Here is a 23,973-nt window from a genome sequence, read left to right on the forward strand (position 1 = left end):
GTGCGTCATTCCAGCGGTAATTCTTATTGCGGACCCAGCTTGGCGATCAAGGCGCCGAGTGCATCGGACTCCGCGGTGTTCAGATCTGTCAGCGGCGGACGCACCGGACCGGCATCGTGGCCGACCAGGCGGGCGCCGGCCTTGACGATGCTGACCGCGTAGCCCTGCATGCGGTTGCGGATCTCCAGGTAGGGCATGAAGAACTCGCGCAACAGGCGATGCTGGGTGGTCATGTCGTCGTTGGCGACGGCGTGATAGAACTCCATCGCGGTTTTCGGGATGAAGTTGAACACCGCCGAGGAATACACCGGCGTGCCCAGTGCCTTGTAGGCGGCGGCATAGACTTCGGCGGTCGGCAGGCCGCCGAGGTAGGCGAAGCGGTCGCCCATCTTCATGTAGATCGAAGACATCAGTTCGATATCGCCGATGCCGTCCTTGAAACCGACCAGGTTGGGGCAGCGCTCGGCCAGACGGGCCAGGGTGGCGGGCATCAGGCGGCACTGGCCGCGGTTGTAGACGATGACGCCGAACTTGACGCTCTTGCAGACAGCTTCCACGTGCGCCGCCAGACCGTCCTGATCGGCTTCGGTCAGGTAGTGGGGCAGCAGCAGGATGCCGTGCGCGCCGGCTTTTTCAGCGGCTTGCGCGCATTCGATGGCGTAGCGGGTCGGGCCGCCGGCGCCGGCGATGATCGGCACCTTGCCGCGGCAGGTTTCCACCGCCGTCTGGATGATGGTCGGGTATTCCTGGCCGGTCAGCGAGAAGAACTCGCCGGTGCCGCCGGCGGCGAACAGCGCGCTGGCGCCGTAGGGAGCCAGCCATTCCAGGCGCTCGATGTAGCCGCGGCGATTGAAGTCGCCGTTGGCGTCGAAGTCGGTCAGGGGAAACGAAAGCAGGCCGGAGCCCATGATGGATTTAAGTTCTTGTGGCGTCATGATGGCGTAGGAGTGGCTGGAAGAATAGTCTCGCTTGGATTTCATTTTATTTGTTATCAGTCATCATACAATGCGATTTCAGCATTTGCCAATGGCGTTATGCGATTTTTTGATAGTGCAGGTAGCGCAAGGAGGGCGTCGTGGAAGGATTATTGCGGTGCATTCAGTGCCATTGCAGATGCCCTGCATATGGTGTTAATTTACTTTAAATTTGTATTTTAAGTTTATGTATTTATTAGTTATTTTAAACAATTTAAAGTTAATGTAATTTCTCATGTCGGGGCGCCGGCCCATCTTGTTTGCTCATCCGGATTGATGCGTCGCAATGCGATATTATTTTGATGGTGACGCGGACTTTGTTTGACAAGGAATTACAGCGAGACTGATAATCCTTGCTTGCGTTATAAGACAACGTAACACGTAAACAGATAACGCCAGCGCGGACCAGGCGCGCAAGGCCGGTCAATATAAGCGACAGACGCGACCGGCGACGATCCAGGCATGACCCGAGACACCCCAAAACTGGAAGTATTGAACATGGCAGACCAAGCAGCGCATGAAACAGCGCATGAAGCAGATTCAAGCAAGGAAGCACAAGAGCCGCAGCAATCCAAATTCGGTCGCCTGTTATTGACGGGCGCCGGCGGCGGCCTCGGCAAGGTCTTGCGGCCGCGACTGGCGGCGTTTGCCGACGTGCTGCGCGTGTCCGATCTGGAGGCAGCCTTGACGGGCGAGCCGGCGGCGCATGAAGAAGTGATGCCCTGCAATCTGGCCGACCGCGCGGCGATGGACGCGCTGATCGCCGGCTGCGATGCCATCGTCCATCTGGGCGGCGTATCGGTTGAACGGCCGTTTGAAGAAATCCTGGAAGCCAATATTAAAGGCATCTTCCATGTCTACGAAGCGGCGCGCCGTCACGGCGTCAAGCGCGTGGTGTTCGCCAGCTCGAACCATGTGACGGGTTTCTATCGTCAGGACGAGAAAATCGACGTGCGCGACCTGCGCCGTCCCGATGGCTATTACGGCCTGTCGAAGTCGTACGGCGAAGACATGGCGCAGTTCAACTTCGACCGTTACGGCATCGAGACCGTCAGCATCCGCATCGGCTGGTCGTTCCCGGAGCCAAAGGATCGCCGCTCGCTGGCCAGTTGGCTCAGCTATGACGACCTGACCGAGTTGCTGCGCTGCTGCCTGTTCACGCCCCGCGTCGGTCATACCGTCGTATATGGGATGTCTGATAATCCCTCGACCTGGTGGAGCAATCGCTACGCCGCCCACCTGGGCTTCCAGGCGCGCGACAGCTCCGAGGCGTTCCGGGCCAAAATCGAAGCGCAGCCGATGCCGGCTGCGGATGACCCGGTGCGCGTCTACCAGGGCGGCGTGTTCACGGCGACCGGACCTTTCGATCCGCAATAATTGCATCTATTGCATCTGAAATTGCACCTGAAAGCGTGCAGATCACGGCGAAACAAGCGCGTTGACGACGATAGGTGAATATGCACATTTTTTGATTGTATGTTATCGTACATCCATGCTATCTTTGCTCCGCTTGAGGCAAAAGCAGCAAGCAAGGGTGGGGTAGCAAGATAGCCAACCTGGTTCAGTATCCGGCAGGAGACAACGCAATGTTGCCGGTCATGAACGAGGAGTAGCGGACGGTAGTAGTGACGGTGAGCGACAGTAACCAATAACAACAACGCACACACCGCAGGCAAGCGACACGGCTTCGGGGTCGGCAGCACGGATCCGGTCGGCAAGGTCGCGAGCTCAGGGAAAATCGAGTTTTTCGTTTCACGGTGGATCGCCTTGTTGTTCTGTTCCTCGTGTCCTCCACTGTCATTACATCGCCGAACAAAGTAGCCACGTATAAAGGGCATCATCGGCATGGATTTTTCACTTAATTTTGGTCCTCTGGCGCCGTACTGGCCGGTCTTCCTGACCGGCGCCTGGCTGACGCTGAAGATGACCACGGTCGCGATCGTCGTCGGCGTGTCGGTCGGCACGCTGATCGCTTTCCTCAAGCGCGGCAGCAATCGCTATATTTCCAAGGCCTGTTCCGCCTATATCGAGGCGGTCCGCAATACGCCTTTCCTGGTGCAGATCTTCCTGCTGTATTTCGGCCTGGCCAGCCTCGGCATCCACATGCCGACGTTTGCCGCGGCCGTGCTGGCGATGATCATCAATATCGCCGCCTACGCTGCGGAAATCATACGCGCCGGTCTGGAATCGGTACCACGCGGCCAGATCGAAGCGGCGGAATGCCTCGGCCTGTCGCGCTGGCGCATCGCGTGGCACGTCATGCTGCAACCGTCGATCGAGCGCGTCTATCCGGCGCTGACCAGCCAGTTCCTGCTGATGATGCAGGCTTCGGCCATGGCTTCGCAGATCTCGGCGGAAGAACTGACCGCGATCGCCAACACCGTGCAATCGGACACCTTCCGTTCGCTGGAAACCTATATCGTGGTCGCCTTCATGTACCTGGCGCTGTCGATCCTGGTCAAGCTGCTGGCCTGGGGTTTCGGCGAATACCTGTTCAAGCGCCGCCGCGTCATCCGCCGCGCCGCACTGGAGGCCACCCGCCGCCGCCCGCCTGCAATCCCGCCGTTCCAGGCCAAGGTTGCCGCCGCAGCTGCCAACACAAGCAACACCAACGGGAGCGCATCATGATCGGCAGTTTCTCCTGGGGACATTTCCTTTATCTGGTGCAGTCGATCTGGTGGACGCTGGTGCTGTCCGGCCTGGCCTTCGTCCTCGGCAGCATCGGCGGTTTTGCCGTCATGCTGGCGCGCATTTCTCCGCGCCGATGGCTATGGATGCCGACGCTGGTGTACATCGAGTGCATCCAGGGCATTCCGCTGCTGATCCTGCTGTTCATCGTCTACTTCGGTTTGTCGGTGTACGGCTTCGCCTTGCCGGCGCTGGTTGCGGCCGGGCTGGCGATGATGGTCTATACCAGCGCCTATCTGGGCGACATCTGGCGCGGTTGCGTCGAAGCCATGCCGCGTCCGCAATGGGAAGCCGCCGAGTGCCTGTCGCTGACGCGCTGGCAGACGCTGCGCCTGGTGATCATTCCGCAGGCTTTCCGCCTGTCGCTGCCGCCGACCGTGGGTTTCCTGGTGCAGGTCATCAAGATGACTTCGCTGGCGTCGGTGATCGGCTTTATCGAACTGACCCGCGCCGGTCAGATTATCAACAACTCAATTTTTCAGCCTTTCCTGATTTTCAGTCTGGTAGGGGTGTTCTATTTTGTACTGTGCTACCCGCTCTCGCGCTGGAGTGAATCGATGGAGAACAAGCTCAATGTCAGCAACCGTTAATACCGCCGTGACCAATCCTATCGTCAGGCTCGACCAGATCTACAAGAGCTTCGGCTCGAACCAGGTATTGAAGGGCGTTTCCTTCGAGGTGCAAAAGGGCGAGATGATCGCCATCATCGGCGCCAGCGGCTCCGGCAAGAGCACCGCGTTGCGCTGCATCGACCGTCTGGAAAAGGTCGACTCGGGCACCATCGAAGTCTGCGGCATGCGCGTCGACGATCCGCATATCGACCTGCACAAGCTGCGCCAGGAAGTCGGCATCGTGTTCCAGAGCTACAACCTGTTCCCGCACCTGACCGTGCAGGAAAACATCATGCTGGCGCTGCGCCACGTCAAGCAGCAGTCGAAAGCGCAGGCCTTGACCGTGTCGATGGCCGCGCTGGAACAGGTCGGCCTGGGCAACAAGGCCGACGCCTATCCCGAGCAGTTATCGGGCGGCCAGCAACAGCGCGTGGCGATCGCCCGTTCGCTGGCAATGGCGCCCAAGGTCATGCTGTTCGACGAAGTCACCTCGGCGCTCGACCCGCAACTGACCGGCGAAGTGCTGCGCGTGATGGAAGACCTGGCGGCCGGCGGCATGACCATGTTGCTGGTGACCCACGAAATGGCCTTCGCCAAGCGCGTGGCCGATCGCATCATTTACATGCACCAGGGCACAGTATGGGAAGTCGGCCCGGGTGAAATGCTGGACAGCCCCAAGACGCCGGAACTGCAAGCCTTCCTCAACAACGGCCTGTAATCCGACATCCTTATTTTTTCATTGCAACACAATCAAACCAAGGAGACCTGCATGAAACTGAACCCACTCTTCGTCCGCACCTTTGCCCGTAGCTGCGTCGCCGCATTGCTGACCGCCGGTCTGGCGCACGTCGCCATGGCCGACCAGCTCGACGACATCAAGAAGGCCGGCAAGGTCCGCGTGGCGATCGCCATGGGTACGCCGCTGTTCAGCTTCGCCGACGCCAACCTCCAACCGGCCGGTTCCGACGTCGAAACCGCCGAGCAATTCGCCAAGGACCTGGGCGTGAAGCTGGAAATCGTGCCGGTCACCAACGCCGCGCGCATCCCGACACTGCAAGCCAACCGCGCCGACGTCGTCATCGCCGACTTGTCGATCACGCCTGAGCGCGCCAAGGTCGTCGATTTCTCGGTCCCGTACGCCGTCATCACCATCATCGTCGGTGGTCCCAAGAGCGTCCAGATCAAGGATTACAACGACCTCAACGGCAAGCGCATCGGTCTGACCCGCGCCACCGTCAACGACACCCTGACGACGGCGCAAGCCAAGGGCGCCGAAATCGTGCGCTATGAAGACGACGCGACGCTGATCACCTCGATGGTGACCGGTCAGGTCGAAATCTTCTCCAGCACGCCGTCCAACCTCGCTGAAATGATCAAGCGCGCACCGGGCAAGAACCTGGAATTGAAATTTGCCCAAAAGGACTTCGACCTGGGCATCGCCTTCAACCAGAACCAGCCGCGCCTGAAGGAATGGATCAACAACTGGGTGGTGTCGAATCACCGCAACGGCAAGCTGGACGCGATCTACGTCAAATTCCACGGCCGTCACCTGCCGGCAGCCATCACCAAGCAATAATGTTGCATAACTGCGCCGCATAACCAACAAAAACAGTTCTTGCATCGTTCCTGCGTTGGCGGGGACGAACTGAAAGCCGCTCCTCGGAGCGGCTTTTTTATTGCCCGGACAGGGACATCACGCCTGCGGCTTTGTCCGGACGGCGCTTTCCGGTGCTACCTGGCGGTGATGTCGCGGGCGATCTTGGCGGTGCCTACGATATTGCCGTCCTTGTCGCGCACCGGCGAGATGCTGACGGAAAGATTGACGGGCTTGCCGTTCTTGTGGATGCGCACGGTTTCAAAATGGGCGACGCGCTCGCCGGCGAGGATATTTTCGACAATGTAATACTCCTCGTCCAAGCGCTCGATCGGGAACAGGCGCAGCATCGGCTGGCCGATCATTTCTCTTTCGGTATAGCCGAAAATGGCTTCGGCGCCCGGGTTCCAGCTGGTGATGATGCCGGTCAGCGTATTGCTGATGATGGCGTCGCCGGAAGAGTTGACGATCGCTTCGTAACGCTCGTCCGGGACGGTCGGAGTGAACAGTTGCAGCGGTTTGAGGCGCTGCTTCGGTGGTCGCCGGTGCTGCATGCCGCCAAAGGTGCGGGCAGCGGATACGGGCTCACATAAGTTGGATTTCATGGATTGTCATCCTTTGCATGCAGTCGGTTGCGAGCAGTCGCGGCGCCGGTCGGTGCCATGTGAAAATAATACGCGGCGATGCGATGCGTTTGTATCGGGGATTTCCTGAAGAAATCGATGGAACGGGAAGGAACCGGGATCGGCTCCGATACCCGAGTCGGCAAAATAATTTACTATCTGGAATGCAACATATCCTCGGATCGCAACGAAACAGCAACGGAACAACAACGGAGAATTCATGCTCACGCTTCCCGAATACGGCGACGTCGTCGCCGCGGCCCAACGCATCGACGGGCACGCCAACAAGACGCCGGTGCTGACTTCGCGCACCGCCGACGACGAGATCGGCGCGGAAATCTTCTTCAAATGCGAAAACTACCAGCGCATGGGCGCCTTCAAGTTTCGTGGCGCCATGAACGCGCTCGCGCGCTTCACGCCCCGGCAACGCGCCGACGGCGTCGTCACTTTTTCATCGGGCAACCATGCCCAGGCCATCGCGCTGGCCGCCAGGGTGCTCGGCATGCCCGCCACCATCGTCATGCCGGAGGACGCGCCGGAAGCCAAGGTCGCCGCCACCAAGAGCTATGGCGGCAAAGTAGTGCGCTTTGACCGCTATACCGAAAACCGCGAAGAGATCTGCGCCGGCCTGGCGGAAAAGCACGGTCTCACCATGATCCCGCCTTACGATCACCCGGACGTGATCAGCGGGCAGGGCACCGCCGTCAAGGAATTGCTGGAAGAAACCGGTCCGCTCGACGCCTTGTTCGTCTGCCTCGGCGGCGGCGGCCTGTTGTCCGGCTCGCTGCTGTCGGCCAAGGCGCTGGCGCCGGACTGCAAGACTTACGGCGTGGAGCCGGAAGCCGGCGACGACGCCCGGCAATCGCTGCGCGCCGGCAAGATCATCCATATCGACACGCCGCGCACCATCGCCGACGGCGCCCAGACCCAGCATCTCGGGCAGTACACCTTCGAGATCATCAGGCGCGACGTCGAAGACATCCTCACCGTCAGCGACGAGGAGCTGATCGCCTGCATGCGCTTCTATGCCGAACGCATGAAGATGATCGTCGAGCCGACCGGCTGCCTGAGCTACGCCGCCGTGCGCAAGATGAAGGACCAGCTCAAGGGCAAGCGCGTCGGCGTCGTCGTCAGCGGCGGCAACGTCGACCTGGCGAAACTGGCCGGCTATTTTGCCAACGCATGAAATCACCCCGCAAGAACGCAACGTACCAATGAAACATAAGGAAACGCATCAATGACAAGTTCGACCACAACCGCTACCCAGACCTTGCGCACGCTCTATCCGCCTATCAATCCCCATGACAGCGGCATGCTCGACGTCGGCGACGGTCATCAGGTGTATTGGGAAGTTTGCGGCAATCCCGAAGGCAAGCCGGTGGTGTTTTTGCACGGCGGTCCCGGCGGCGGTTGCGGTCCGTCGCACCGGCAGCTGTTCAATCCGGAAAAATACCGCATCGTCCTGTTCGACCAGCGCGGCTGCGGCCGTTCGCTGCCGCACGCCAACCTGGACGCCAACACCACCTGGGATCTGGTGGCCGACATCGAGCGCCTGCGCGTCATGCTCGGCATCGACAAATGGCAGGTCTTCGGCGGATCATGGGGCAGCACGCTGGCCATCGCCTATGCCGAAACCCATCCCGAACGCGTCACCGAAATCATCTTGCGCGGCATCTTCCTGCTGCGCCAGCGCGAGCTCGACTGGTACTACCAGGAGGGCGCGTCGTGGCTGAGTCCGGACCGCTGGGAAGAATTCCTGGCGCCGATTCCCGCAGCCGAACGCGGCGATCTCGTCACCGCCTACCACAAGCGCCTGACCGGAACGGATGACGCCGCCAGGCTCGAAGCGGCGCGCGCCTGGAGCCGCTGGGAAGCCGGCACCATCACCTTGCTGCCGGACTACGGCATGATCGACAAATTCAGCGATGCGCACTTCGCCCTGGCCTTTGCGCGCATCGAGAACCACTATTTCGTGCACAAGGGTTTCATGGAAGAAGGGCAGTTGCTGGCCAACGTCGGACGCCTGAAAGATATCCCCGGCGTCATCGTGCAAGGTCGATACGACCTCGCCACCCCGGCGAAATCGGCCTGGGAGCTGCACAAAGCCTGGCCGGCCGCGCAATTCCATCTGGTCGAGGCGGCCGGCCATGCCTACAACGAGCCGGGCATCCTCGATAAACTGATCGGTGCGACCGACGCCTTTGCCGACCGATAAAGGAAGCTGCATGAACATCTTCGTCACCGGCGCCGGCGGTTACATCGGCGGCTCGGTTGCCCTGCATCTGATGAAATCGGGCCATCGCATCCGCGGCCTGGTGCGAGACGCCGCAAAAGCCGAGCGGCTGCGCGCACTCGGCATAGCGCCCGTCCTCGGCGATCTCGACGACAAGGAGCTGCTGATGCGCGAGGCGCGCAACGCCGACGCCGTCATCAACTGCGCCAGCAGCGATCATCGTCCCGCGATCGAGGCGTTGCTGGAAGGCCTGGCCGGAAGCGGCAAGCCCTTGCTGCATACCAGCGGTTCAAGTACCGTCGGCGACGCCGTCGCCGGCGAAGTATTGAGCGACAAGATCTTCGACGAAGACACGCCCATGATCGTCGCCGAAGGCAAGCAAGCCCGCTACGAACTCGACCGCCGCATCATCGACGCCGCCGGCGCCATGGGCATCCGCACCGTCATCATCTGCAACACCCTGATTTACGGCACCGGCAAAGGCCTGCATCCGGACAGCGTGCAAATCCCCGTGCTGGTCGACCACGCGCGCGCTTGCGGCATCGTCCGGATCGTCGGCCCCGGCCTCAATCGCTGGGCGACGGTGCACATCGACGACGTCTGCGCGCTGTATCAGCTGGCATTGGAAAAGGCGCCAGGCGGTTCCTTCTATTTTGCCGAGAACGGCGAATCATCGCTCGCTGATATCGCCGTAGCGATCGGCAAGCGCCTGGGCATATCAAAGATAGAAGGGTTGACCGAAGAACAGGCGATCGCAGTCTGGGGACTAGGCCGCGCGCGTTATTCGCTGGGCTCCAATAGCCGCATCCGCGCAGTCCGGGCCAGGAAGGAACTGGGCTGGCAGCCGGGGCATGCTTCGGCGATTGGGTGGATTGAGCGGGAGATGGTGGTTTAAGAGCTTGTTGCAGTGTGGTTGCGGCATTATGCGGATAACGCGGATCAAACCAGAACGAGATTGACGGTAATATCCGTAGTTGCCCGCATGTGAAAAATGATAAAAATGAAAAAAATAATCGTCCTGATGCATCCATCCCGAAAAGTAGCGCACGTCAAGGTCGGCTTCAGTTGGCCGGCCTTTCTGCTTGGTCCCTTGTGGGCGTTTGTCAAGCGGCTCTGGTGGCATTTTCTTGCGCTGATACTGGTGCTCAAAATGGTCAATTTCGCGACCTACTATGCACTTTCCACCGAAAGCCTGTTCTCTCTATTTTTAGATATCGGCATCTCGTTGACCTATATGCTTGTTTGCGGGATATATGGAAACAGATGGCTGATGAAGGCACTCTTGAAGCGTGGATACGTGGTTGTCAATTGACGCCAAAGAAAAATCTGTTTGATTGCCAAGAGTCTTAATCCTTCGATATGAAATTAAAAAAACGGCACTCTTATCTTTCGCTGTGCTGGTCATGAGCCAGTTTCCCGACTTCGCCGCAGAGACAGTCAAGCTCACTGCTGAATATCAGAAATGCAAAGATCGCGCCCAAAGTAACACCTCTCGATTTTCTGCAACCGGCCAGAAGTGAGCGATACAAAATCAAATGAAATCAATGTGCTAACCGCAATGAGATATTCCACCGGCTTCCTAGCCTGCCTAATCCTCAGTTTCACAAACCATGCACAAGGCGCCTCGTTCCCTAAAACGGATATTCCGGCCTTCGTCGCAAAGAACTTGAATCTGAGATCATTTCCCAACTCACTACGCCCTCGAATGGACGGCACTCGTTCTTCTGTGACATTTTCTGACCTTGCACTGACGCCAAGCCGTCTAACAAGCGACATAGTCGAATTTGACAGCGATGATTGGTTCTATAGTTTGCAGATTACTGAGCCGGGAAAAGAAATTCGGGACAATGAGCATTTATATGTTTGTTTTGTCGACCATGCCAAGGTGGGGAGTTATTCCACAGTCACCCCTTTGCGACTTTCATACTCAGCGGGAACGGTGACTGCGACGGAGGCCGCGTCATCAGCCGCGTGCAAGCGATTTTCGCGATAGTCCGCAACTGGCCGGAACGGTCATATAAAATACAAAAATCCAATCTCCAGACGCTACCATCACCCATGCATTATCAGATCAAAGAAGAAGTACCACGGATACTGGACTATATCGACATCAGGCTGGGCGCAGGTCTTAGTAGAAAATCCACCGAAGCGGCCACGATTGGATTGAAAAATGGGCTGTTCAGTGTTGTCGTCTATGCAGACGAAACCCCGGTGGGTATTGGAAGAATCATTGGCGATAGTGGCTGTTTCTTTGAGATCGTCGACATAGCAGTCCTGCCGGAGCATCAAAAGAAGGGGCTGGGCCAGCTGATCATGGAGCGCCTCATGCAGTTTATCCATGAAAATGCGTTGCCAACCGCTTACGTTAGCCTGATGGCAGATCACGGCACGCCAGACTTCTACAAGAAATATGGTTTTGAAGTCTCGCTACCACCCCAAAAAGCTGGCATGTTTCTACGCATTGTTTAATATCTTGTCGGCAAGGAAGCCCGCAACCGGCCAGGAGCGGGCATGGCCACGCAGGTTAATTTTGACTCGTTGCTTAACAAAGGATCGTCGTTCAGTACTGACTGGAAGCCCTGAATAAATGAAAAAGTCGTGCATGATAGTGCTTGCCCTGGTGGGCGCAACATTGATGTTGTCTCCCATTCCGTCTCCGTCAGTGGCACTTCCTGCCGAGCGCAACCATGAGGAGCAATCTTTTCCGGGAAAAGATTGGAGCCGTGCCAGTCCTGAGTCACAGGGCTTTTCTCAGCCAGGAATAGATCGTGCACTCGCTTACGCCAAGAATGAAGGTTCGACAGCAGGACTGGTCATCGTGCATGGCTTGGTGATGGCCGAATGGGGCGATATAGCGCGCAAGTCCAATCTCCATTCGGCGCGCAAAAGCTTCATGAGCGCTTTGGTTGGTATCGCCGTTTCGCGAGGGCAACTCAGCCTGGATGCAACGTTGCAAGAACTCGGCATCGATGATGAGACGCCATCGCTGACTTCAACGGAAAAACAAGCAACGGTGCGCATGCTCTTGCAGGCACGATCTGGGATCTATCATCCCACCGTTTACGAAACAGCTGGAATGAAAGCTTCCAGGCCACAGCGATACAGCCATGATCCAGGTACCTTTTGGTACTACAACAACTGGGACTTCAACACCATCGGGGCAATCTATGAGAAGGCGACTGGCGAGCGTATCTTTGATGCGATCAAGGTCCTGCTTGCCGATCCGCTCAATATGCAAGACTACCTGCCATCCGATGGTCGATATGTTGGCGGAGGCTTTACCACGCGTTACCCGGCATATCCATTTAATATGAGCGCCCGTGATCTGGCCCGCTTTGCATTGCTTTACCTGCACCGTGGGCGCTGGCGAGACCAGCAAATCGTGCCGGCGAACTGGGTGGATGAATCGACTCGTCCTTATTCCGACACATCAACCGGAGGGTATGGTTACATGTGGTGGACAAGCATGCCTGCACACGGCCAGAGAACAAAAAAGATGGCATTGCTGCGGCCGACCTTCTGGGCCGACGGGCATCTAGGTCAATATGCGGTGGTGGTTCCGTCGCTTGACCTCGTGGTGGTCAATTTGGTTGACGCGCGATTGACATCCAAGCACATGGGGCAATCGCAAATGGAAGAGCTGATGTGGCTGGTTGAGCATGCAGCGGGTGTCCCCGATATCGGTTCGGAGCCAGGTCGCATCGATTTATCGGTTACGCCAACTCAGCAGAACTAGATGGCAGAATAGCCGTTTTACTTGGGCTGGCATGAATCGAGTCTCAAGTAGCGCAAGTATCCGTTCTTGAAATCAAGGCCAACGTGCCGATGTTTGAGAGCCACGTTTGGGAAGTGTAGAAGCTGTGGAATTGCAGATGGATTTTCCGCCGCGAATACGGATGGAGAGGTGGCTCTGTCAGTTTCCAGGGATGCCCGCCATCGGCCACATGCTGACGTTTCTCAATCCCACAGGATTCAGGAGACGTGTTCACAGATGCATGCATCTCATCACCGCCCGCATATCGGGCAATTCTCCTGGCCTCAACAGGATCCAGGCGCCTTGAGAGACAGTTTCGCGATGTTCGCTATCACCCTTGCCGGTCAGGAAGGAGCAAATTTTACTGAAGCGGATTCTTCTCATTTTGAAAGCATCAAGGAAACAGTCCCGCTTGGCGATAGCCCTCGATGATCTGGTCGTAGACAGCAATATCTCCCTGACCGCGTGCAATCAGCTGAGCACCTTCGATCGCGGCAAAAATGGCAAGCGCACGGTTTTTCGTTTGTTTGAGTTCCCTGGCGTCATTGCTGCCGCCTGCAAGCAATTCGCTCAACCAATCAACATTCACTTGATTAAAGCGATGAATCTCCGCGCGTACTTCTCCCGGTAGATCATCGTGCTCGGCTGACATGATTCCGCACAGGCACATCCGGTTATCGTCCAACAACGCCGATCGGAAGATAGCGGTGTACTGCTGCATCGCTGCTCGCGCACTCCTGCTGCTTGCCTTGATCGCGGCGAGGCACTCGCTTCCATCCTCCGAGTAGCGTCGTGCAAGGGCGGCCCCCAGATCTCCTTTCGTCGGGAAATGGTAATGCACGCTCGCGCTCTTTATGCCCACTTCTGCGGCCAAATCCCTGAAGCTCAAAGCGTTGTAGCCTCGCGCCTGCACCGTCTTGCGGGCGGCACTCATTATGTTTTCCCTGGTATCGGCAGCGCTCATGAAAATCTCTCTATCGATAGATAGTTGTTGACAATGAGATTATACCCGACTATTGTCTATCTATCGATAGGTCAGTTTGCAAATCGATGTCCAATAAATGAACAGGAGTTTTAAATTGAAGATTTATGATCGCCCAGGTTTTCCCAATCCGACCAGGATTCGCATTGTCCTTGCGCAAAAAGGGCTGGATTCCGACATCGCCTTTGAATCCGTGGATCTGATTGGCGCCCAGCACAAAGGGGACGCCTTTCTTGCCAAGAATCCCTCAGGAGTATTGCCATTGCTGGAGTTGGACGATGGCACCCTAATCGCGGAGAGCACCGCCATCACCGAATATCTCGATAACCTCGATGGAAATCCCGTTCTGACCGGCAAGACGCCCAAGGAGAAAGGGCTGATTCACATGATGCAGCGCCGTGCCGAAAGCGAATTGCTGGACGCCGTGGGGATCTATTTCCATCACGCTACGCCTGGCTTAGGTTCGGAATTGCAGAAACACAAGAGCCCGGAATGGGAGCATCGAAAGGAATGGGGAGAGCGCGAAGGCGATAAAGCGATAAAAGGCATGCGCTATTTTGACGAGGTATTGCGTGATCGAGCGTTTGTTGCCGGCGATATTTTCTCGATGGCCGACATCACGGTTTTCGCCGGATTGGCATTCGCGGACGCAGCGGGCATCCCTATCGCCGAGGAGCTGGTTGCATTGAAGGCTTGGCGGGCCAAGGTTTCCGAACTTCCCGCGGTCAAAAACCGTAGCGGTCAGCATTTCGAAGCGGAGGATCTCCGTCGCCTGGGATTCTGAGCACCGGCGCGAACAAGCAACCTGGCCGAAGCGGCATGCCCAAAGCATGTTCGCCATCGGCCAGAAGCGGACCGTCATTCCTGCATCTCTTTCGCGATTGAGATGCCGGTCTCTTTCGATCAGACAGGGAGATTATTTACGTATTTTTTACGCAAATCACATTAAATAGAATCCGGTTTTTATGCTGAAGATTCTAAATTGAGGTCTCCATCACTACAGGCTTGTTGATGCAAGCCGCGACTCTATGAGACCAATCGCTATTCTTCAACACGAATCAACGCAAGGGCCGGGTGTACTGCGCGATCATTTAGATGAAAACGGCATTCCGTACCGACTCATTTCTCCTGCGTCGGATGGAAAAGCGCCCGTCGATGCAAGCAAGTTTGGCGGCATTGTCGTGTTGGGAAGCGATCACTGCGTTAATGAGACTTTGCCGTGGATCGAGGACGAGCGGACATTGCTGCAAGATGCCATAAGGCGTGACGTTCCGGTTCTCGGGCATTGTTTTGGCGCGCAGATGCTTGCGCGCGCCATGGGCGCGAAGGTCAGCCGCAATATCTGTCCGAATATCGGCTGGAGCCAAATATGGATCACCCCGCACGCGCAACAGCTTATGGGGCTGCCCAGGCAAGCGACGATCTTCAACTGGCATTACGATACTTTTGAAATTCCCGTTGGCGCCGTCCGCACCATGTACGGCAGTCATTGCCTGAACAAGGGTTTCAGCCGTGGTCGCCATTGGGCATTTCAAGGTCATCTGGAAGTGACCGAAGAAAGCATCAGGAATTGGTGTGCAGCCGGGCGAGCCGAACTCCTTCGCGCGCATGGACCTGCCGTGCAAGGCGAGACGCAAATTCTGAAAGAATTGCATGATCGCATTGAGGCATTGCACGTGATAGCGGATCAAACTTATCGAGCCTGGACCTGTCAGTTGGACAGACCAGCCTTTGTTGCACTGGGCTCCGCTTCTTCATATGCCCGAACAACAATCATCCGGAGCGCTGGTTTGCGCTGATGAAATGCTCAGCGTGAACAAAACGGGTATCCGCTCTCGGCCTGACGCAGATACCCATATTTCAGCCCTTAGCGACCATCCCCCGGCAACGGCGCATTCGGCGCCACCAGCCCTTGCTCACGCAGCTCATGCCAGAAGTCCGCGGGAATGGATGCGGACAAGGCCTGCCGGTCTTCCGCGATGCGCTCCGGTTTGCTGGCGCCGGGGATGACTGCGGCAACGGCGGGGTTGGCGAGGGAGAACTGCAGCGCCGCCGCTTTGATGCTCACGCCGTGACGCCCGGCCGCCGCCTTGATGCGGGCAACCTTGGCGATGATCTCCGCCGATGCCGGTTGGTATTCAAAGTTGGCGCCGCCGGCGAGGATGCCTGAGCTATAGGGGCCGCCGACGACGATTTCCATGCCCAGTTTTGCGGCGGTCGGCATCACGCGCTGCAAGGCGCGCTCGTGGTCGAGCAGGGTATAACGGCCGGCCAGGAGGAAGCCGTCCGGCCTGGCTTCTTGCAAGTCCATCGTCAGTTCCACCGGTTCGACGCGGTTCACGCCCAGGCCCCAGGCCTTGATGACGCCTTCGTCGCGCAGGCGGGTGAGGACGCGGAATGCGCCCGTGCGCGCCTCTTCGAAACGCGCCAGCCACTCGTCGCCATAGAAGTCCTGGGCGATGTCATGCACCCAGACGATATCCAGGCGGTCGGTGCCCATGCGTTTGAGGCTGTCGTCGATGGAGCGCAGGGTGGCGTCCGCCGAGTAGTCGTTGATGACCTTGTTCTTGCGACCGTGCTCAAACACCGTTCCCTTTTCGCCGAACTCCTGGGGGCCCGTCACGATTTCATCGAGCACGATGCGGCCGACTTTGGTGCTGATGACGTAGTCGTCGCGCTTGTGTTCGGCCAGGGCCTGGCCCAGGCGGATTTCCGCCAGGCCGGCGCCGTAGAAGGGCGCGGTGTCGAAATAGCGGATGCCGTGTTCCCATGCGGCGCGCACCGTTGCGGCTGCTTCCGCCTCGGGGATGTCGCGAAACATGTTGCCCAGCGGTGCCGTGCCGAATCCGAGAACACTGCCTGCAAGTTTGTCCTTGATGCTCATGATCAACTCCTGAAATTGGTTAAGGTGAGGCGAGTTTAGAGTGGCTAATTGAGTCTGTCCAAGACATAATATGACCTGGTTGAGTCCTTGGAGGTCTGAAATGTTGGATATTCGGCAATTACATTATTTCGTCACGGTGGCGGAGGAGGAGCACGTCGGGCGCGCGGCTGAGCGCCTGCATATTTCGCAGTCTCCGCTCAGTCGCCAGATCGCCCAGCTCGAAGACAGGCTCGGGCTGACGCTGTTCGAGCGCAGCCAGCAGCGCATCAGACTGACGGCGGATGGGCGGACATTCCTGGCGGAGACGCAGGCGTTTCTGACGCACGCCAAACGCCTGGAATCGATGGCGCGCCGGCTCGGCAGCGGCGACGACGGCGGTTTGTGCATCGGCTACCTGGAAAACGCCATGCACTCGGGCGTGCTGAACGGCGCGCTGCGTGAACTGCTGGCCGAACGGCCGTCGATCCACATCGCGCTCTACAACTACTCGAACACGGCCCAGCTCGAAGGCCTGCGCCAACGCAGCCTCGACGTCGGACTTATCTGCGAACCGGTTTCCCCCGATGATCCGGAGCTGGTGTCCTATCAGGTCTTGAGCGACCCGATGTTGCTGGCGTTGCCGGTCAGCCATCCTCTGGCCAAGGCAAGGAAATTCACGCCGCAGGACTTGGCGGCGCAGAAGTGGATCGGCGTCATCCACAAGGAAAGCGTCCGCACGCACGACAATTTCATCGCTGCGTGCGCGCAGGCGGGGTTCGCGCCGAGCATCACGCTGGAGGTCAGCGAGCCCTTGGCCGCGCTGGGCTTGGTGGCGGCAGGGTTGGGCGTGACGATGGTGCAGAAAAGCCTGCATCAGCAAGGGCCAGAGGGCGTGGTGCTACACGACATTCCTTGGCTTAACTATCGCGCTTCGCTGTGGGTGGCATGGCATAAGGTGGCCTTGCGCCCGCTGGTGACGCATTTCCGTGAGCTGCTTCAGCGCTCCCGGATGATCGTCCCGATTGCCAGGGCCGCCAAAACAAAATCTGCCGCTCTTGTTTAACGCCTTGGAACGGATGCCCGAGATGCGACATCAACCGATCATCAGATCGCATCCTGACGTACTCGCTGCTGCAGCAGTGCTCTGCTTTCGCGCCGTTCGCTATAGCGGTCCGTCAAAAATGCCGTGGCGTCGCGCGTCAGGAGGGTGAACTTGTACAACTCTTCCATCACATCCACGACGCGGTCATAGTACGGAGACGGCTTCATGCGTCCGGCCTCGTCGAATTCCTGAAAGGCCTTTGCAACGGAAGACTGATTGGGAATGGTGAGCATGCGCATCCACCGTCCCAGGATGCGCATCTGATTGACGGCATTGAACGATTGCGACCCGCCGGATACCTCCATCACCGCCAGCGTCTTTCCCTGGGTCGGGCGCAAGGCGCCGGCGGCCAGCGGAATCCAGTCGATCTGCGCCTTCATGATGCCCGTCATGGCGCCGTGGCGTTCGGGGGAACACCAGACCATGCCTTCCGACCATTGGGCGAGTTCGCGCAATTCGGCTACTTTGGGATGCGTGTCCGGTTCGGCATCGGGTAGCGGCAGGCCGCGAGGATCGAAGATTCTCGTTTCCGCGCCCATTGCCTGCAAGAGTCGTTCGGCTTCTTCCGTCAACAGGCGGCTGTAAGAGCGTTCGCGCAATGATCCGTACAACAGCAAAAAACGCGGTGCATGCGTGACCCGGTCGGCATTCGCAAAGTCGGTCGCAGCAGGCCGATGAAACAAGCCCGGGGCGATATTGGGCAAGTCAGGAAGCGTCGGCGACACGTCGGCCCTCCGCGTCAATCACGACTTCTCCGTCTTCTTTGCTGAAAGGACCTCTTTGCGGATTCGGCAGGATATCCAGCACCAGTTCCGACGGCCGGCACAAGCGGGTTCCTTTTGGCGTCACGACGAACGGACGATTGATCAGAACCGGATGCGCAAGCATGGCGTCCAGCAACAGGTCGTCGCTCAGCTGCGGATTGTCGAGGCCAAGTTCTGCGTAAGGCGTTCCTTTCTGACGGAGCGCATCACGCACCGTCAGGCCGGCGTCGCGGATGAGTTTGATCAAGGTCTCCAGTGAGGGAGGATGCCGGAGGTATTCGATGATTTCCGGCTCGTCGCCGGAGTTGCGGATCATCGCCAGCGTGTTGCGGGACGTGCCGCATGCAGGGTTGTGATAAATCTGAATAGGCATGATAGCTCCTCATGGTTGCAAAGCGGCCTCTGCCGTTGCGAAATTAAATGTAAATGAATGCGGTAAATGCAAATGGATGCGGCGAAGCACTTCCCGTCATTGGCCCGCCTCATACCAGCCGCGCGTGCGATTGACGACGCCGACGATGAGCAACATCAACGGCACTTCGATCAGCACGCCGACGACCGTTGCCAGCGCGGCGCCCGATTCGAAGCCGAACAGGCTGATGGCGGCAGCGACGGCCAGTTCGAAAAAATTGGATGCACCGATCAAGGCCGAAGGACAGGCTACGGAGTGCTTTTCTCCGACGGCGCGATTGAGCCAATAAGCCAGGGCCGAATTGAACAACACCTGAATCAGAATGGGCACCGCCAGCAAGCCGATAATCAGTGGTTGCCTGAGGATCGCGCCTCCTTGAAATGCAAACAGCAGCACCAGCATCAACAGCAAGGCCGCCATCGACCACGGCTGAATGCGCGCCATCAATTCGTCGAAGACGCGTTGCCCGCGCCGCAACACGGCAGTGCGCCAGACCTGGGCAATGATGACCGGCACGACGATGTAGAGCAGGACCGAAGTGATCAGCGTCGCCCAGGGAACCGCGATGCTCGATACGCCCAGCAATAAAGCGACCAGCGGTGCGAAGGCAAACACCATGATCAGATCGTTCATGGCCACCTGCGACAGGGTGAAATAAGGGTCGCCGCCGGTCAGGCGACTCCACACGAACACCATTGCGGTACATGGCGCCGCGGCAAGCAGGATGAGTCCGGCGACATAGGAGTCGAGTTGCGCCGCCGGCAAATAGGGCGCGAACCAATGCCGGACGAACAACCAGCCGAGAAAAGCCATCGAAAACGGCTTCACGGCCCAGTTGATAAAGAGCGTGACGCCAATGCCGCGTACGTGTCCTCTTATCCGTTTCCAGGCGGCGAAGTCGACCTTCAGCAACATGGGAATAATCATCACCCAGATCAGCAGGCCAACCGGCAAGTTGACCCTGGCGACTTCAAGACCGCTGATCGTCTCCACGACGGCCGGGAACGCTTGTCCCAGCAATACGCCGGTGACGATGCAAAGCCCCACCCACAGCGTTAAATAGCGCTCGAACGTGCCGAGCGACGCGGGCATTTCGCGAACGGCGCCGCTCTCGACGGGAATTGACATGGATTCGCTCCTCTTAAGCCATTCGTCAGCAGCAGGCTTTGCCGCTGCAGCAGTTTTCAGTAAGAAAAGCGATGAGGCCGTTCATCGTGTCGAAGTTGGCGGAGTAGATCACGAATCGGCCGTCCTGCCGCGACGTCACCAGCCCGGCATGCGACAACTCCTTCATGTGAAAGGACAGCGCGGAAGGTGTCGCCGAGATCCGTTCGGCGATCTTGCTGGCGGCCATGCCTTCGGGACCCGCCTGCACCAGCAGGCGAAATACGGCGAGTCGCGATTCTTGCGCCAGGGCGGCAAGGGCCGAGATGGTTTCTTTGGTATCCATGGTCATGCGCCTGATTAATCCAATATTTCAATAATAATTGAAATATTGGATTAATGCGAGAGGCAAGGCAACAATCAGCGTTCCGCCTTACTCAGGGGCAGCCATCAGGGATTTCGACTCACGGTGAACAACAGCATTGCCAGGCGATGGCGCGAGAGGTCATTCGCCGCGAATATAGTGATCGCACATCTCGATCAATCCGGACAAGCTCGCGGCGTCTTCCCGGGCCAGCATGATCAGTCTGGCTTCAGCGATCTGAGCGCGGCTTGGAATGATCTCCGTCACGCTGTTGCACATCCAGGCCACCATCACTTGCCTGATCTGCAGGGGCGACAGCGTCGCCACATCCTTGCGGCTCGGCACATCGACGTTGAATTCATGTTTTTTCTGTTTTTTTCGGAATTGGTGTGCAGCTTGCAGATTGGTTTCCGGAATGCCGAAGTATTCGTAATTATCCATAACAACTTTCTCTGGTGATCTCGCCATTCCGCGCGCAGGCGCAGGATCAGCAAGGCAAGGCGTAATCATGAAGTCACAAAAACCAGATAGCGTGCCGGTGTCTCCTCCAGGTCTATCGAAGACATGGATTCAGCCCGCCGGCCTTCCGGTCAGCGGGCTTTTTTTGTGTGGATCGCCAGGGCATCTGCCGGCATCAGGAAGAAGCATAAAAGAGAAGCATAAAAGAATTTTTCATTGCAAGGAATCTTGAGGATAGCGCGAAAGCGCCGGTCATGCTTTTTCTCCATGGCAATGGTGCTTGATTGTGATGTGCATTTTGTCGATGAGCCGGCAGCAAAAATCCCGCCATCCCATGCTCACCCGCGACCGGAAACAGGAATCAGGTTGGCGACGGTTCTTTTGATGGATGAAAATCGACTGAACGTGGTCGGCAGGTTCTCGCCGTTCTGCGTGGAAACAGAACGATTCGTCTTGAAAAAAGACATTCCCCTGGTCAGTTTTTCCGCCTGAAAACTCAATTCTTCGGCGGTCGCCGCGAGTTGTTCCGAGTTCGCCGCGTTGTGCTGCGTGGCCTCGCTCAACTGGCTGATGACGGAGTTGATTTGCTCGACGCCGCTCGACTGTTCTTCCGAGGAACGCGATATCTGCTGCACCAGCGTCGCCGTGCGCTGAATGGCCGGGACGGCCTGTTCGATCAACTGGCTGGCGTCTTCCGCCAGTTTGACGCTGTTGTCGACCAGTTCGGTGACCTCGTGCGCGGCGACCTGGCTGTGTTCCGCAAGCTTGCGTATTTCCGAGGCAACGACGGAAAATCCTCTGCCATGCTCTCCGGCCCGGGCGGCTTCGATGGCCGCGTTCAATGCCAGCAAATTGGTTTGATAGGCAATGTCGTCGATGATGGCGATGCGTTTTGCAATCGAGTTCATCGCCGTCAGCGTCGAACACACCTTGCGATTGCCTTCCGCGGCGCTTTCGGCGGCAACGAGCGCAACGGTGTCGGTCACTTTGGCGTTTTTTGCATTGGAAGCGATGGTGAGGCTGATCTGATCGAGAGAGGAGCTCGTCTCCTCTATGCCGACGGCTTGTTCGCTGGCGGCCTGGGACAGCGATTGCGCCGCTGCGCTGACCTGACCGGAGGAACTGGCCAAAGCCTCTGCATGGGAAATGATCTCATCGATCACGTGAGACAATTTTTCCGTCATTTTTTTCACGTCGGCCAGCAGGCTGACTTCGCCGGCCTTTCTCTGGCGGATGTCGACGGCCAGGTTGCCTTCCGCGACCTGACGCACGATCTCTGCTGCGTAAGTCGGTTCTCCGCCCAATTGCGATATCAGTCCGCGGGCGATCAACGCAGAACACAATACGCCGAACAGTATGCTTGCCACGACGGAAACAAGGTTGGTGTTCAAGATGCGCGCACTCGTTTCGACGGCCTTTTCGTATTCTTCTCTGGCGATCTTTGCCTGGATGTCGTTCAGCTGGCTGAGTATATCGTGCGGCAGCCTTAGCTGTTCATCGGCGACGACCATCTCTTTTCCCGCATCCCACAAATCGCCGGCCTTGATCAGTGCTGCAATATGAGACCTGCTCTCCGAATAGGTCTGCCACGATTTGGCGAAGCTGTCGCCCAGGCGACGCTCCTCGGTGGTCAGATAGCTCTCCCGATATGCTCGCCATTGTTCTTCGAATTTCTTTTCAAAGACCTCCATTTCCTGGAGGCGCCTGGCCGCATCGGGAGGGGAGTTGGCATTCACGGCGTCGTTCAGGCTATTGCGGATGCGATAGCTGAAGTCCATGACACGCGATAACTGGACCAGACAAATCGTGCGATCTTCATATACCGATTTGAGCCGTTCGTTGCTATAGCGCATTCCAAACATGCTCTGGACCCCGACAAATACGAGCGCCACGGACATGAGTGCAATCAGAATGCCCAGACGCGCGCCTACCGTCATTTTGTGAAGCATTTTTTCTCTCATTTTTAAAGATGCTGGTATCTTTAATGGGTTTTGTTGGGAGCATTTGATCTCTCCGGCATCAGGCATTGGCGTCGGAAAGAATATTTCAAGGGAGCAATGACAGCGCTCTTTGATGATCAAAGGTTACGCCGGGACTATGACCGGCGTATTAAAGAAGTTTCACTGCAGCCGGCCAGGAGCGGGCGATGAAAATACAGAATGGAAGCATGGAAGAGTCTCAAGCGTGCCAAGTCGATGCAGGGGCGCCGGAATGGCTGACGATAGCGCGTTCTGAAGTGGGTGTTGCGCAGTATCCGGATGGCGAAAGTAATCCGAGAATTACGGAATACCATCACGATACCAACATTCGCGGATACGACGACAAAGCATCCTGGTGCTCGTCGTTTGTCAATTGGAGCCTGGTTCAGGCCGGCATCGCGGGTACCGGATCGGCGCTTGCCCGATCATGGCTGGAATGGGGAAAAACGTTGGACACTCCTGAATTGGGATGCATCGCCATTCTGTCCCGCGACGATCCTTCCGGTTGGAAAGGACATGTCGGATTCTTCTTGCGGGCAGATGAAGAATATATCTATCTTCTGGGCGGCAACCAATTAGGGAAGGTTTGTGAAAACGGCTACCCCTTGGCGTCCTTGCTTGGCTATCGTTGGCCTGAAGTGTAGGTGCCTGCAATCGGCCGGAAACAGGCCGGACGGCAAGCTTCCGGCCTGTGCGTTTTTTCTCCGCTGACAAGATCGGCAATACGCGTCGTGCCCCTTGTGACTATCCGTTCGGTTGAAACGAAAACAGCCCTCTGAGCGAGGGCTGTTTTGGGTTGCGGGCGGAGGCTTATTTTGCTTCAACGTACTTCTTGAAGTTATTCAGGATGCTTTGCCATCCTTGTCGTTGTTGCTCGACCGGATATTGCGTCTCGGCTTCGAAGCTCACGCTGATCTTGACGCCGTCCGACGTATCGGTGAATTCAACCTGCGCGGTGCGATCGCCGAAAGCGTATTCGATCAGCTGGTTCTCCACGACTTTTGTATAGGTCCCCGCGAAATCGAATCCCATGCTGCCGTCCTTGGCCTCCATCCGCGAGGAGAAGGCGCCGCCGACGCGCAAATCCACCGCGGCGGCGGTCGTGTGCCAGTCATCGGACGCGGCATTCCATTGTTTGATGTCTGCCGGCGTCGTATAGGCGTGCCAGACTTTTCCTGCAGGGGCGGAGATGGTGGTTTCCACAGTGATTTTCATGAAGGCTTTCCTTTCGTCTTTGATGAGGGGAAGAAGGGGCAGGGGGCAGTCAGCGCAATGCGGATGCGAAGTCGTCGAGTTGGGTGATGACGGTGTCCCAGCCGTCGAAGAAGCCCATCTGTTCATGTCGTTCACGCGTGGCCTCGTCCGGGTGCATGACGGTGGCGATATAACGGCTTCCCGCGCCTTCGTCGGTCATCGTGATGATGGCCGTGAAGCCCAGCCATGGCGTGGCGGGGCGCCAGCCGCCGG

General features: G+C 57.7%; 28 protein-coding genes. 15 read left to right on the forward strand and 13 right to left on the reverse strand.

The window, feature by feature from the left end; genetic code table 11:
* Positions 1-23: 23 nt before the first annotated feature.
* A complete protein-coding gene (gene kdgD, locus PMI16_RS15000) occupies positions 24-935 on the reverse strand; it encodes a 5-dehydro-4-deoxyglucarate dehydratase (RefSeq protein ID WP_034380740.1) in 912 nt (303 codons plus the stop codon).
* A gap of 537 nt (positions 936-1,472) precedes the next feature.
* On the opposite strand from kdgD, the gene PMI16_RS15005 reads away from it, so the two are divergent.
* The 5 genes from PMI16_RS15005 (at position 1,473) to PMI16_RS15025 (ending at position 5,849) form a co-directional block, all read left to right on the forward strand.
* The gene (locus tag PMI16_RS15005) at positions 1,473-2,351 is read left to right on the forward strand and encodes an NAD-dependent epimerase/dehydratase family protein (protein WP_007880943.1); all 879 of its coding nucleotides are present in this window, start codon (positions 1,473-1,475) and stop codon (positions 2,349-2,351) included.
* A gap of 468 nt (positions 2,352-2,819) precedes the next feature.
* Positions 2,820-3,602, forward strand: coding sequence for an amino acid ABC transporter permease (locus PMI16_RS15010; RefSeq protein WP_007880944.1), 783 nt, complete (start codon positions 2,820-2,822; stop codon positions 3,600-3,602).
* Complete coding sequence (locus PMI16_RS15015) at positions 3,599-4,252, forward strand: amino acid ABC transporter permease (RefSeq protein WP_007880945.1); 654 nt, start codon at positions 3,599-3,601, stop codon at positions 4,250-4,252. The genes PMI16_RS15010 and PMI16_RS15015 overlap by 4 nt, the downstream gene beginning before the upstream one ends.
* Positions 4,236-4,991 carry an amino acid ABC transporter ATP-binding protein gene (locus PMI16_RS15020; protein ID WP_007880946.1) on the forward strand — a complete coding sequence of 252 codons (756 nt, stop codon included), beginning with the start codon at positions 4,236-4,238 and terminating at the stop codon, positions 4,989-4,991. Before PMI16_RS15015 ends, PMI16_RS15020 begins: the two co-directional genes overlap by 17 nt.
* A gap of 51 nt (positions 4,992-5,042) precedes the next feature.
* Positions 5,043-5,849 carry a transporter substrate-binding domain-containing protein gene (locus PMI16_RS15025; protein WP_007880947.1) on the forward strand — a complete coding sequence of 269 codons (807 nt, stop codon included), beginning with the start codon at positions 5,043-5,045 and terminating at the stop codon, positions 5,847-5,849.
* 155 nt (positions 5,850-6,004) lie between these two features.
* On the opposite strand, the gene PMI16_RS15030 is transcribed toward PMI16_RS15025, so the two are convergent.
* The gene (locus tag PMI16_RS15030) at positions 6,005-6,472 is read right to left on the reverse strand and encodes a PAS domain-containing protein (protein ID WP_007880948.1); all 468 of its coding nucleotides are present in this window, start codon (positions 6,470-6,472) and stop codon (positions 6,005-6,007) included.
* Between the two features lie 238 nt (positions 6,473-6,710).
* Between PMI16_RS15030 and PMI16_RS15035 the strand changes: the two genes are divergently transcribed.
* The 6 genes from PMI16_RS15035 to PMI16_RS15060 all read left to right on the forward strand — a co-directional run bounded on the left by PMI16_RS15035 (position 6,711) and on the right by PMI16_RS15060 (position 12,459).
* The gene (locus PMI16_RS15035; RefSeq protein WP_007880950.1) at positions 6,711-7,676 is read left to right on the forward strand and encodes a threo-3-hydroxy-L-aspartate ammonia-lyase; all 966 of its coding nucleotides are present in this window, start codon (positions 6,711-6,713) and stop codon (positions 7,674-7,676) included.
* 51 nt (positions 7,677-7,727) lie between these two features.
* Complete coding sequence (gene pip, locus PMI16_RS15040; RefSeq protein ID WP_007880951.1) at positions 7,728-8,705, forward strand: prolyl aminopeptidase; 978 nt, start codon at positions 7,728-7,730, stop codon at positions 8,703-8,705.
* 10 nt (positions 8,706-8,715) lie between these two features.
* The gene (locus PMI16_RS15045) at positions 8,716-9,618 is read left to right on the forward strand and encodes an NAD-dependent epimerase/dehydratase family protein (protein ID WP_007880952.1); all 903 of its coding nucleotides are present in this window, start codon (positions 8,716-8,718) and stop codon (positions 9,616-9,618) included.
* Positions 9,619-9,723: 105 nt separating this feature from the next.
* Positions 9,724-10,035: a DUF2628 domain-containing protein gene (locus tag PMI16_RS15050; protein WP_034380749.1), complete on the forward strand. Its 312-nt coding sequence runs from the start codon at positions 9,724-9,726 to the stop codon at positions 10,033-10,035.
* Positions 10,036-10,781: 746 nt separating this feature from the next.
* Positions 10,782-11,192, forward strand: coding sequence for a GNAT family N-acetyltransferase (locus PMI16_RS15055; protein ID WP_007880956.1), 411 nt, complete (start codon positions 10,782-10,784; stop codon positions 11,190-11,192).
* A gap of 133 nt (positions 11,193-11,325) precedes the next feature.
* Positions 11,326-12,459: a serine hydrolase domain-containing protein gene (locus PMI16_RS15060; protein ID WP_051994658.1), complete on the forward strand. Its 1,134-nt coding sequence runs from the start codon at positions 11,326-11,328 to the stop codon at positions 12,457-12,459.
* Between the two features lie 412 nt (positions 12,460-12,871).
* Here PMI16_RS15060 and PMI16_RS15065 read toward each other — a convergent pair whose 3' ends face one another.
* On the reverse strand, positions 12,872-13,441 hold the full coding sequence (locus tag PMI16_RS15065; RefSeq protein ID WP_007880958.1) for a TetR/AcrR family transcriptional regulator: 570 nt from the start codon (positions 13,439-13,441) through the stop codon (positions 12,872-12,874).
* A 115-nt stretch (positions 13,442-13,556) separates the two neighbouring features.
* Between PMI16_RS15065 and PMI16_RS15070 the strand changes: the two genes are divergently transcribed.
* Together PMI16_RS15070 and PMI16_RS25345 are read left to right on the forward strand one after the other, a co-directional pair.
* On the forward strand, positions 13,557-14,243 hold the full coding sequence (locus tag PMI16_RS15070; RefSeq protein ID WP_007880959.1) for a glutathione S-transferase: 687 nt from the start codon (positions 13,557-13,559) through the stop codon (positions 14,241-14,243).
* A 244-nt stretch (positions 14,244-14,487) separates the two neighbouring features.
* Positions 14,488-15,258 (forward strand): type 1 glutamine amidotransferase, encoded by a 771-nt coding sequence (locus tag PMI16_RS25345; RefSeq protein ID WP_007880960.1) that lies wholly within the window; start codon positions 14,488-14,490, stop codon positions 15,256-15,258.
* A gap of 68 nt (positions 15,259-15,326) precedes the next feature.
* Here the strand turns inward: PMI16_RS25345 and PMI16_RS15080 are convergent, their stop codons facing one another.
* Entirely contained in the window at positions 15,327-16,343 is a 1,017-nt protein-coding gene (locus PMI16_RS15080; protein ID WP_007880963.1) for an aldo/keto reductase, read from the reverse strand.
* 100 nt (positions 16,344-16,443) lie between these two features.
* Here PMI16_RS15080 and PMI16_RS15085 point away from each other — a divergent pair, with 100 nt between their 5' ends.
* Complete coding sequence (locus tag PMI16_RS15085; protein ID WP_007880964.1) at positions 16,444-17,385, forward strand: LysR family transcriptional regulator; 942 nt, start codon at positions 16,444-16,446, stop codon at positions 17,383-17,385.
* 41 nt (positions 17,386-17,426) lie between these two features.
* Here PMI16_RS15085 and arsH read toward each other — a convergent pair whose 3' ends face one another.
* From arsH to PMI16_RS15115, 7 genes are all read right to left on the reverse strand, one after another.
* Positions 17,427-18,149, reverse strand: a complete 723-nt coding sequence (gene arsH, locus PMI16_RS15090; protein WP_007880969.1) for an arsenical resistance protein ArsH — start codon at positions 18,147-18,149, stop codon at positions 17,427-17,429.
* A complete protein-coding gene (gene arsC / locus PMI16_RS15095; RefSeq protein ID WP_007880970.1) occupies positions 18,130-18,561 on the reverse strand; it encodes an arsenate reductase (glutaredoxin) in 432 nt (143 codons plus the stop codon). The genes arsH and arsC overlap by 20 nt, the downstream gene beginning before the upstream one ends.
* 96 nt (positions 18,562-18,657) lie before the next feature.
* Entirely contained in the window at positions 18,658-19,728 is a 1,071-nt protein-coding gene (gene arsB, locus PMI16_RS15100) for an ACR3 family arsenite efflux transporter (protein ID WP_007880971.1), read from the reverse strand.
* A gap of 25 nt (positions 19,729-19,753) precedes the next feature.
* On the reverse strand, positions 19,754-20,050 hold the full coding sequence (locus PMI16_RS15105; protein ID WP_007880972.1) for an ArsR/SmtB family transcription factor: 297 nt from the start codon (positions 20,048-20,050) through the stop codon (positions 19,754-19,756).
* A gap of 159 nt (positions 20,051-20,209) precedes the next feature.
* The gene (locus PMI16_RS15110) at positions 20,210-20,578 is read right to left on the reverse strand and encodes a hypothetical protein (protein WP_157212653.1); all 369 of its coding nucleotides are present in this window, start codon (positions 20,576-20,578) and stop codon (positions 20,210-20,212) included.
* An 80-nt stretch (positions 20,579-20,658) separates the two neighbouring features.
* Positions 20,659-20,796, reverse strand: a complete 138-nt coding sequence (locus PMI16_RS25955) for a hypothetical protein (protein ID WP_157212654.1) — start codon at positions 20,794-20,796, stop codon at positions 20,659-20,661.
* 69 nt (positions 20,797-20,865) lie between these two features.
* Positions 20,866-22,608: a HAMP domain-containing methyl-accepting chemotaxis protein gene (locus PMI16_RS15115; RefSeq protein ID WP_237719871.1), complete on the reverse strand. Its 1,743-nt coding sequence runs from the start codon at positions 22,606-22,608 to the stop codon at positions 20,866-20,868.
* A gap of 65 nt (positions 22,609-22,673) precedes the next feature.
* On the opposite strand from PMI16_RS15115, the gene PMI16_RS15120 reads away from it, so the two are divergent.
* Entirely contained in the window at positions 22,674-23,150 is a 477-nt protein-coding gene (locus tag PMI16_RS15120) for a TIGR02594 family protein (protein ID WP_007880979.1), read from the forward strand.
* Positions 23,151-23,316: 166 nt separating this feature from the next.
* Here the strand turns inward: PMI16_RS15120 and PMI16_RS15125 are convergent, their stop codons facing one another.
* Together PMI16_RS15125 and PMI16_RS15130 are read right to left on the reverse strand one after the other, a co-directional pair.
* Positions 23,317-23,721 (reverse strand): SRPBCC family protein, encoded by a 405-nt coding sequence (locus PMI16_RS15125; RefSeq protein WP_007880981.1) that lies wholly within the window; start codon positions 23,719-23,721, stop codon positions 23,317-23,319.
* A gap of 49 nt (positions 23,722-23,770) precedes the next feature.
* Positions 23,771-23,973, reverse strand: a 203-nt coding sequence (locus tag PMI16_RS15130) for an SRPBCC domain-containing protein (RefSeq protein ID WP_007880982.1), incomplete at its 5' end; no start/stop codon positions are given.

The sequence above is a fragment of the Herbaspirillum sp. CF444 genome, from assembly GCF_000282135.1.
Taxonomy (GTDB): domain Bacteria; phylum Pseudomonadota; class Gammaproteobacteria; order Burkholderiales; family Burkholderiaceae_D; genus Herbaspirillum.

Excerpts from the sequence above, each read along its gene's own strand:
- PMI16_RS15060 (WP_051994658.1), top strand. The coding sequence starts at position 11,326 with ATGATAGTGCTTGCCCTGGTGGGCGCAACATTGATGTTGTCTCCCATT.
- PMI16_RS15045 (WP_007880952.1), top strand. The coding sequence starts at position 8,716 with ATGAACATCTTCGTCACCGGCGCCGGCGGTTACATCGGCGGCTCGGTT.
- PMI16_RS15005 (WP_007880943.1), top strand. The coding sequence starts at position 1,473 with ATGGCAGACCAAGCAGCGCATGAAACAGCGCATGAAGCAGATTCAAGC.
- arsC (WP_007880970.1), bottom strand. The coding sequence starts at position 18,561 with ATGCCTATTCAGATTTATCACAACCCTGCATGCGGCACGTCCCGCAAC.
- pip (WP_007880951.1), top strand. The coding sequence starts at position 7,728 with ATGACAAGTTCGACCACAACCGCTACCCAGACCTTGCGCACGCTCTAT.
- arsB (WP_007880971.1), bottom strand. The coding sequence starts at position 19,728 with ATGTCAATTCCCGTCGAGAGCGGCGCCGTTCGCGAAATGCCCGCGTCG.
- PMI16_RS15125 (WP_007880981.1), bottom strand. The coding sequence starts at position 23,721 with ATGAAAATCACTGTGGAAACCACCATCTCCGCCCCTGCAGGAAAAGTC.
- PMI16_RS15025 (WP_007880947.1), top strand. The coding sequence starts at position 5,043 with ATGAAACTGAACCCACTCTTCGTCCGCACCTTTGCCCGTAGCTGCGTC.
- kdgD (WP_034380740.1), bottom strand. The coding sequence starts at position 935 with ATGACGCCACAAGAACTTAAATCCATCATGGGCTCCGGCCTGCTTTCG.
- PMI16_RS25345 (WP_007880960.1), top strand. The coding sequence starts at position 14,488 with ATGAGACCAATCGCTATTCTTCAACACGAATCAACGCAAGGGCCGGGT.
- PMI16_RS15105 (WP_007880972.1), bottom strand. The coding sequence starts at position 20,050 with ATGGATACCAAAGAAACCATCTCGGCCCTTGCCGCCCTGGCGCAAGAA.
- PMI16_RS15080 (WP_007880963.1), bottom strand. The coding sequence starts at position 16,343 with ATGAGCATCAAGGACAAACTTGCAGGCAGTGTTCTCGGATTCGGCACG.
- PMI16_RS15120 (WP_007880979.1), top strand. The coding sequence starts at position 22,674 with ATGAAAATACAGAATGGAAGCATGGAAGAGTCTCAAGCGTGCCAAGTC.
- PMI16_RS15050 (WP_034380749.1), top strand. The coding sequence starts at position 9,724 with ATGAAAAAAATAATCGTCCTGATGCATCCATCCCGAAAAGTAGCGCAC.
- PMI16_RS15010 (WP_007880944.1), top strand. The coding sequence starts at position 2,820 with ATGGATTTTTCACTTAATTTTGGTCCTCTGGCGCCGTACTGGCCGGTC.
- PMI16_RS15055 (WP_007880956.1), top strand. The coding sequence starts at position 10,782 with ATGCATTATCAGATCAAAGAAGAAGTACCACGGATACTGGACTATATC.
- PMI16_RS15015 (WP_007880945.1), top strand. The coding sequence starts at position 3,599 with ATGATCGGCAGTTTCTCCTGGGGACATTTCCTTTATCTGGTGCAGTCG.
- PMI16_RS15085 (WP_007880964.1), top strand. The coding sequence starts at position 16,444 with ATGTTGGATATTCGGCAATTACATTATTTCGTCACGGTGGCGGAGGAG.
- PMI16_RS15030 (WP_007880948.1), bottom strand. The coding sequence starts at position 6,472 with ATGAAATCCAACTTATGTGAGCCCGTATCCGCTGCCCGCACCTTTGGC.
- PMI16_RS15020 (WP_007880946.1), top strand. The coding sequence starts at position 4,236 with ATGTCAGCAACCGTTAATACCGCCGTGACCAATCCTATCGTCAGGCTC.
- PMI16_RS25955 (WP_157212654.1), bottom strand. The coding sequence starts at position 20,796 with ATGGAGAAAAAGCATGACCGGCGCTTTCGCGCTATCCTCAAGATTCCT.
- PMI16_RS15065 (WP_007880958.1), bottom strand. The coding sequence starts at position 13,441 with ATGAGCGCTGCCGATACCAGGGAAAACATAATGAGTGCCGCCCGCAAG.
- PMI16_RS15035 (WP_007880950.1), top strand. The coding sequence starts at position 6,711 with ATGCTCACGCTTCCCGAATACGGCGACGTCGTCGCCGCGGCCCAACGC.
- PMI16_RS15110 (WP_157212653.1), bottom strand. The coding sequence starts at position 20,578 with ATGATTACGCCTTGCCTTGCTGATCCTGCGCCTGCGCGCGGAATGGCG.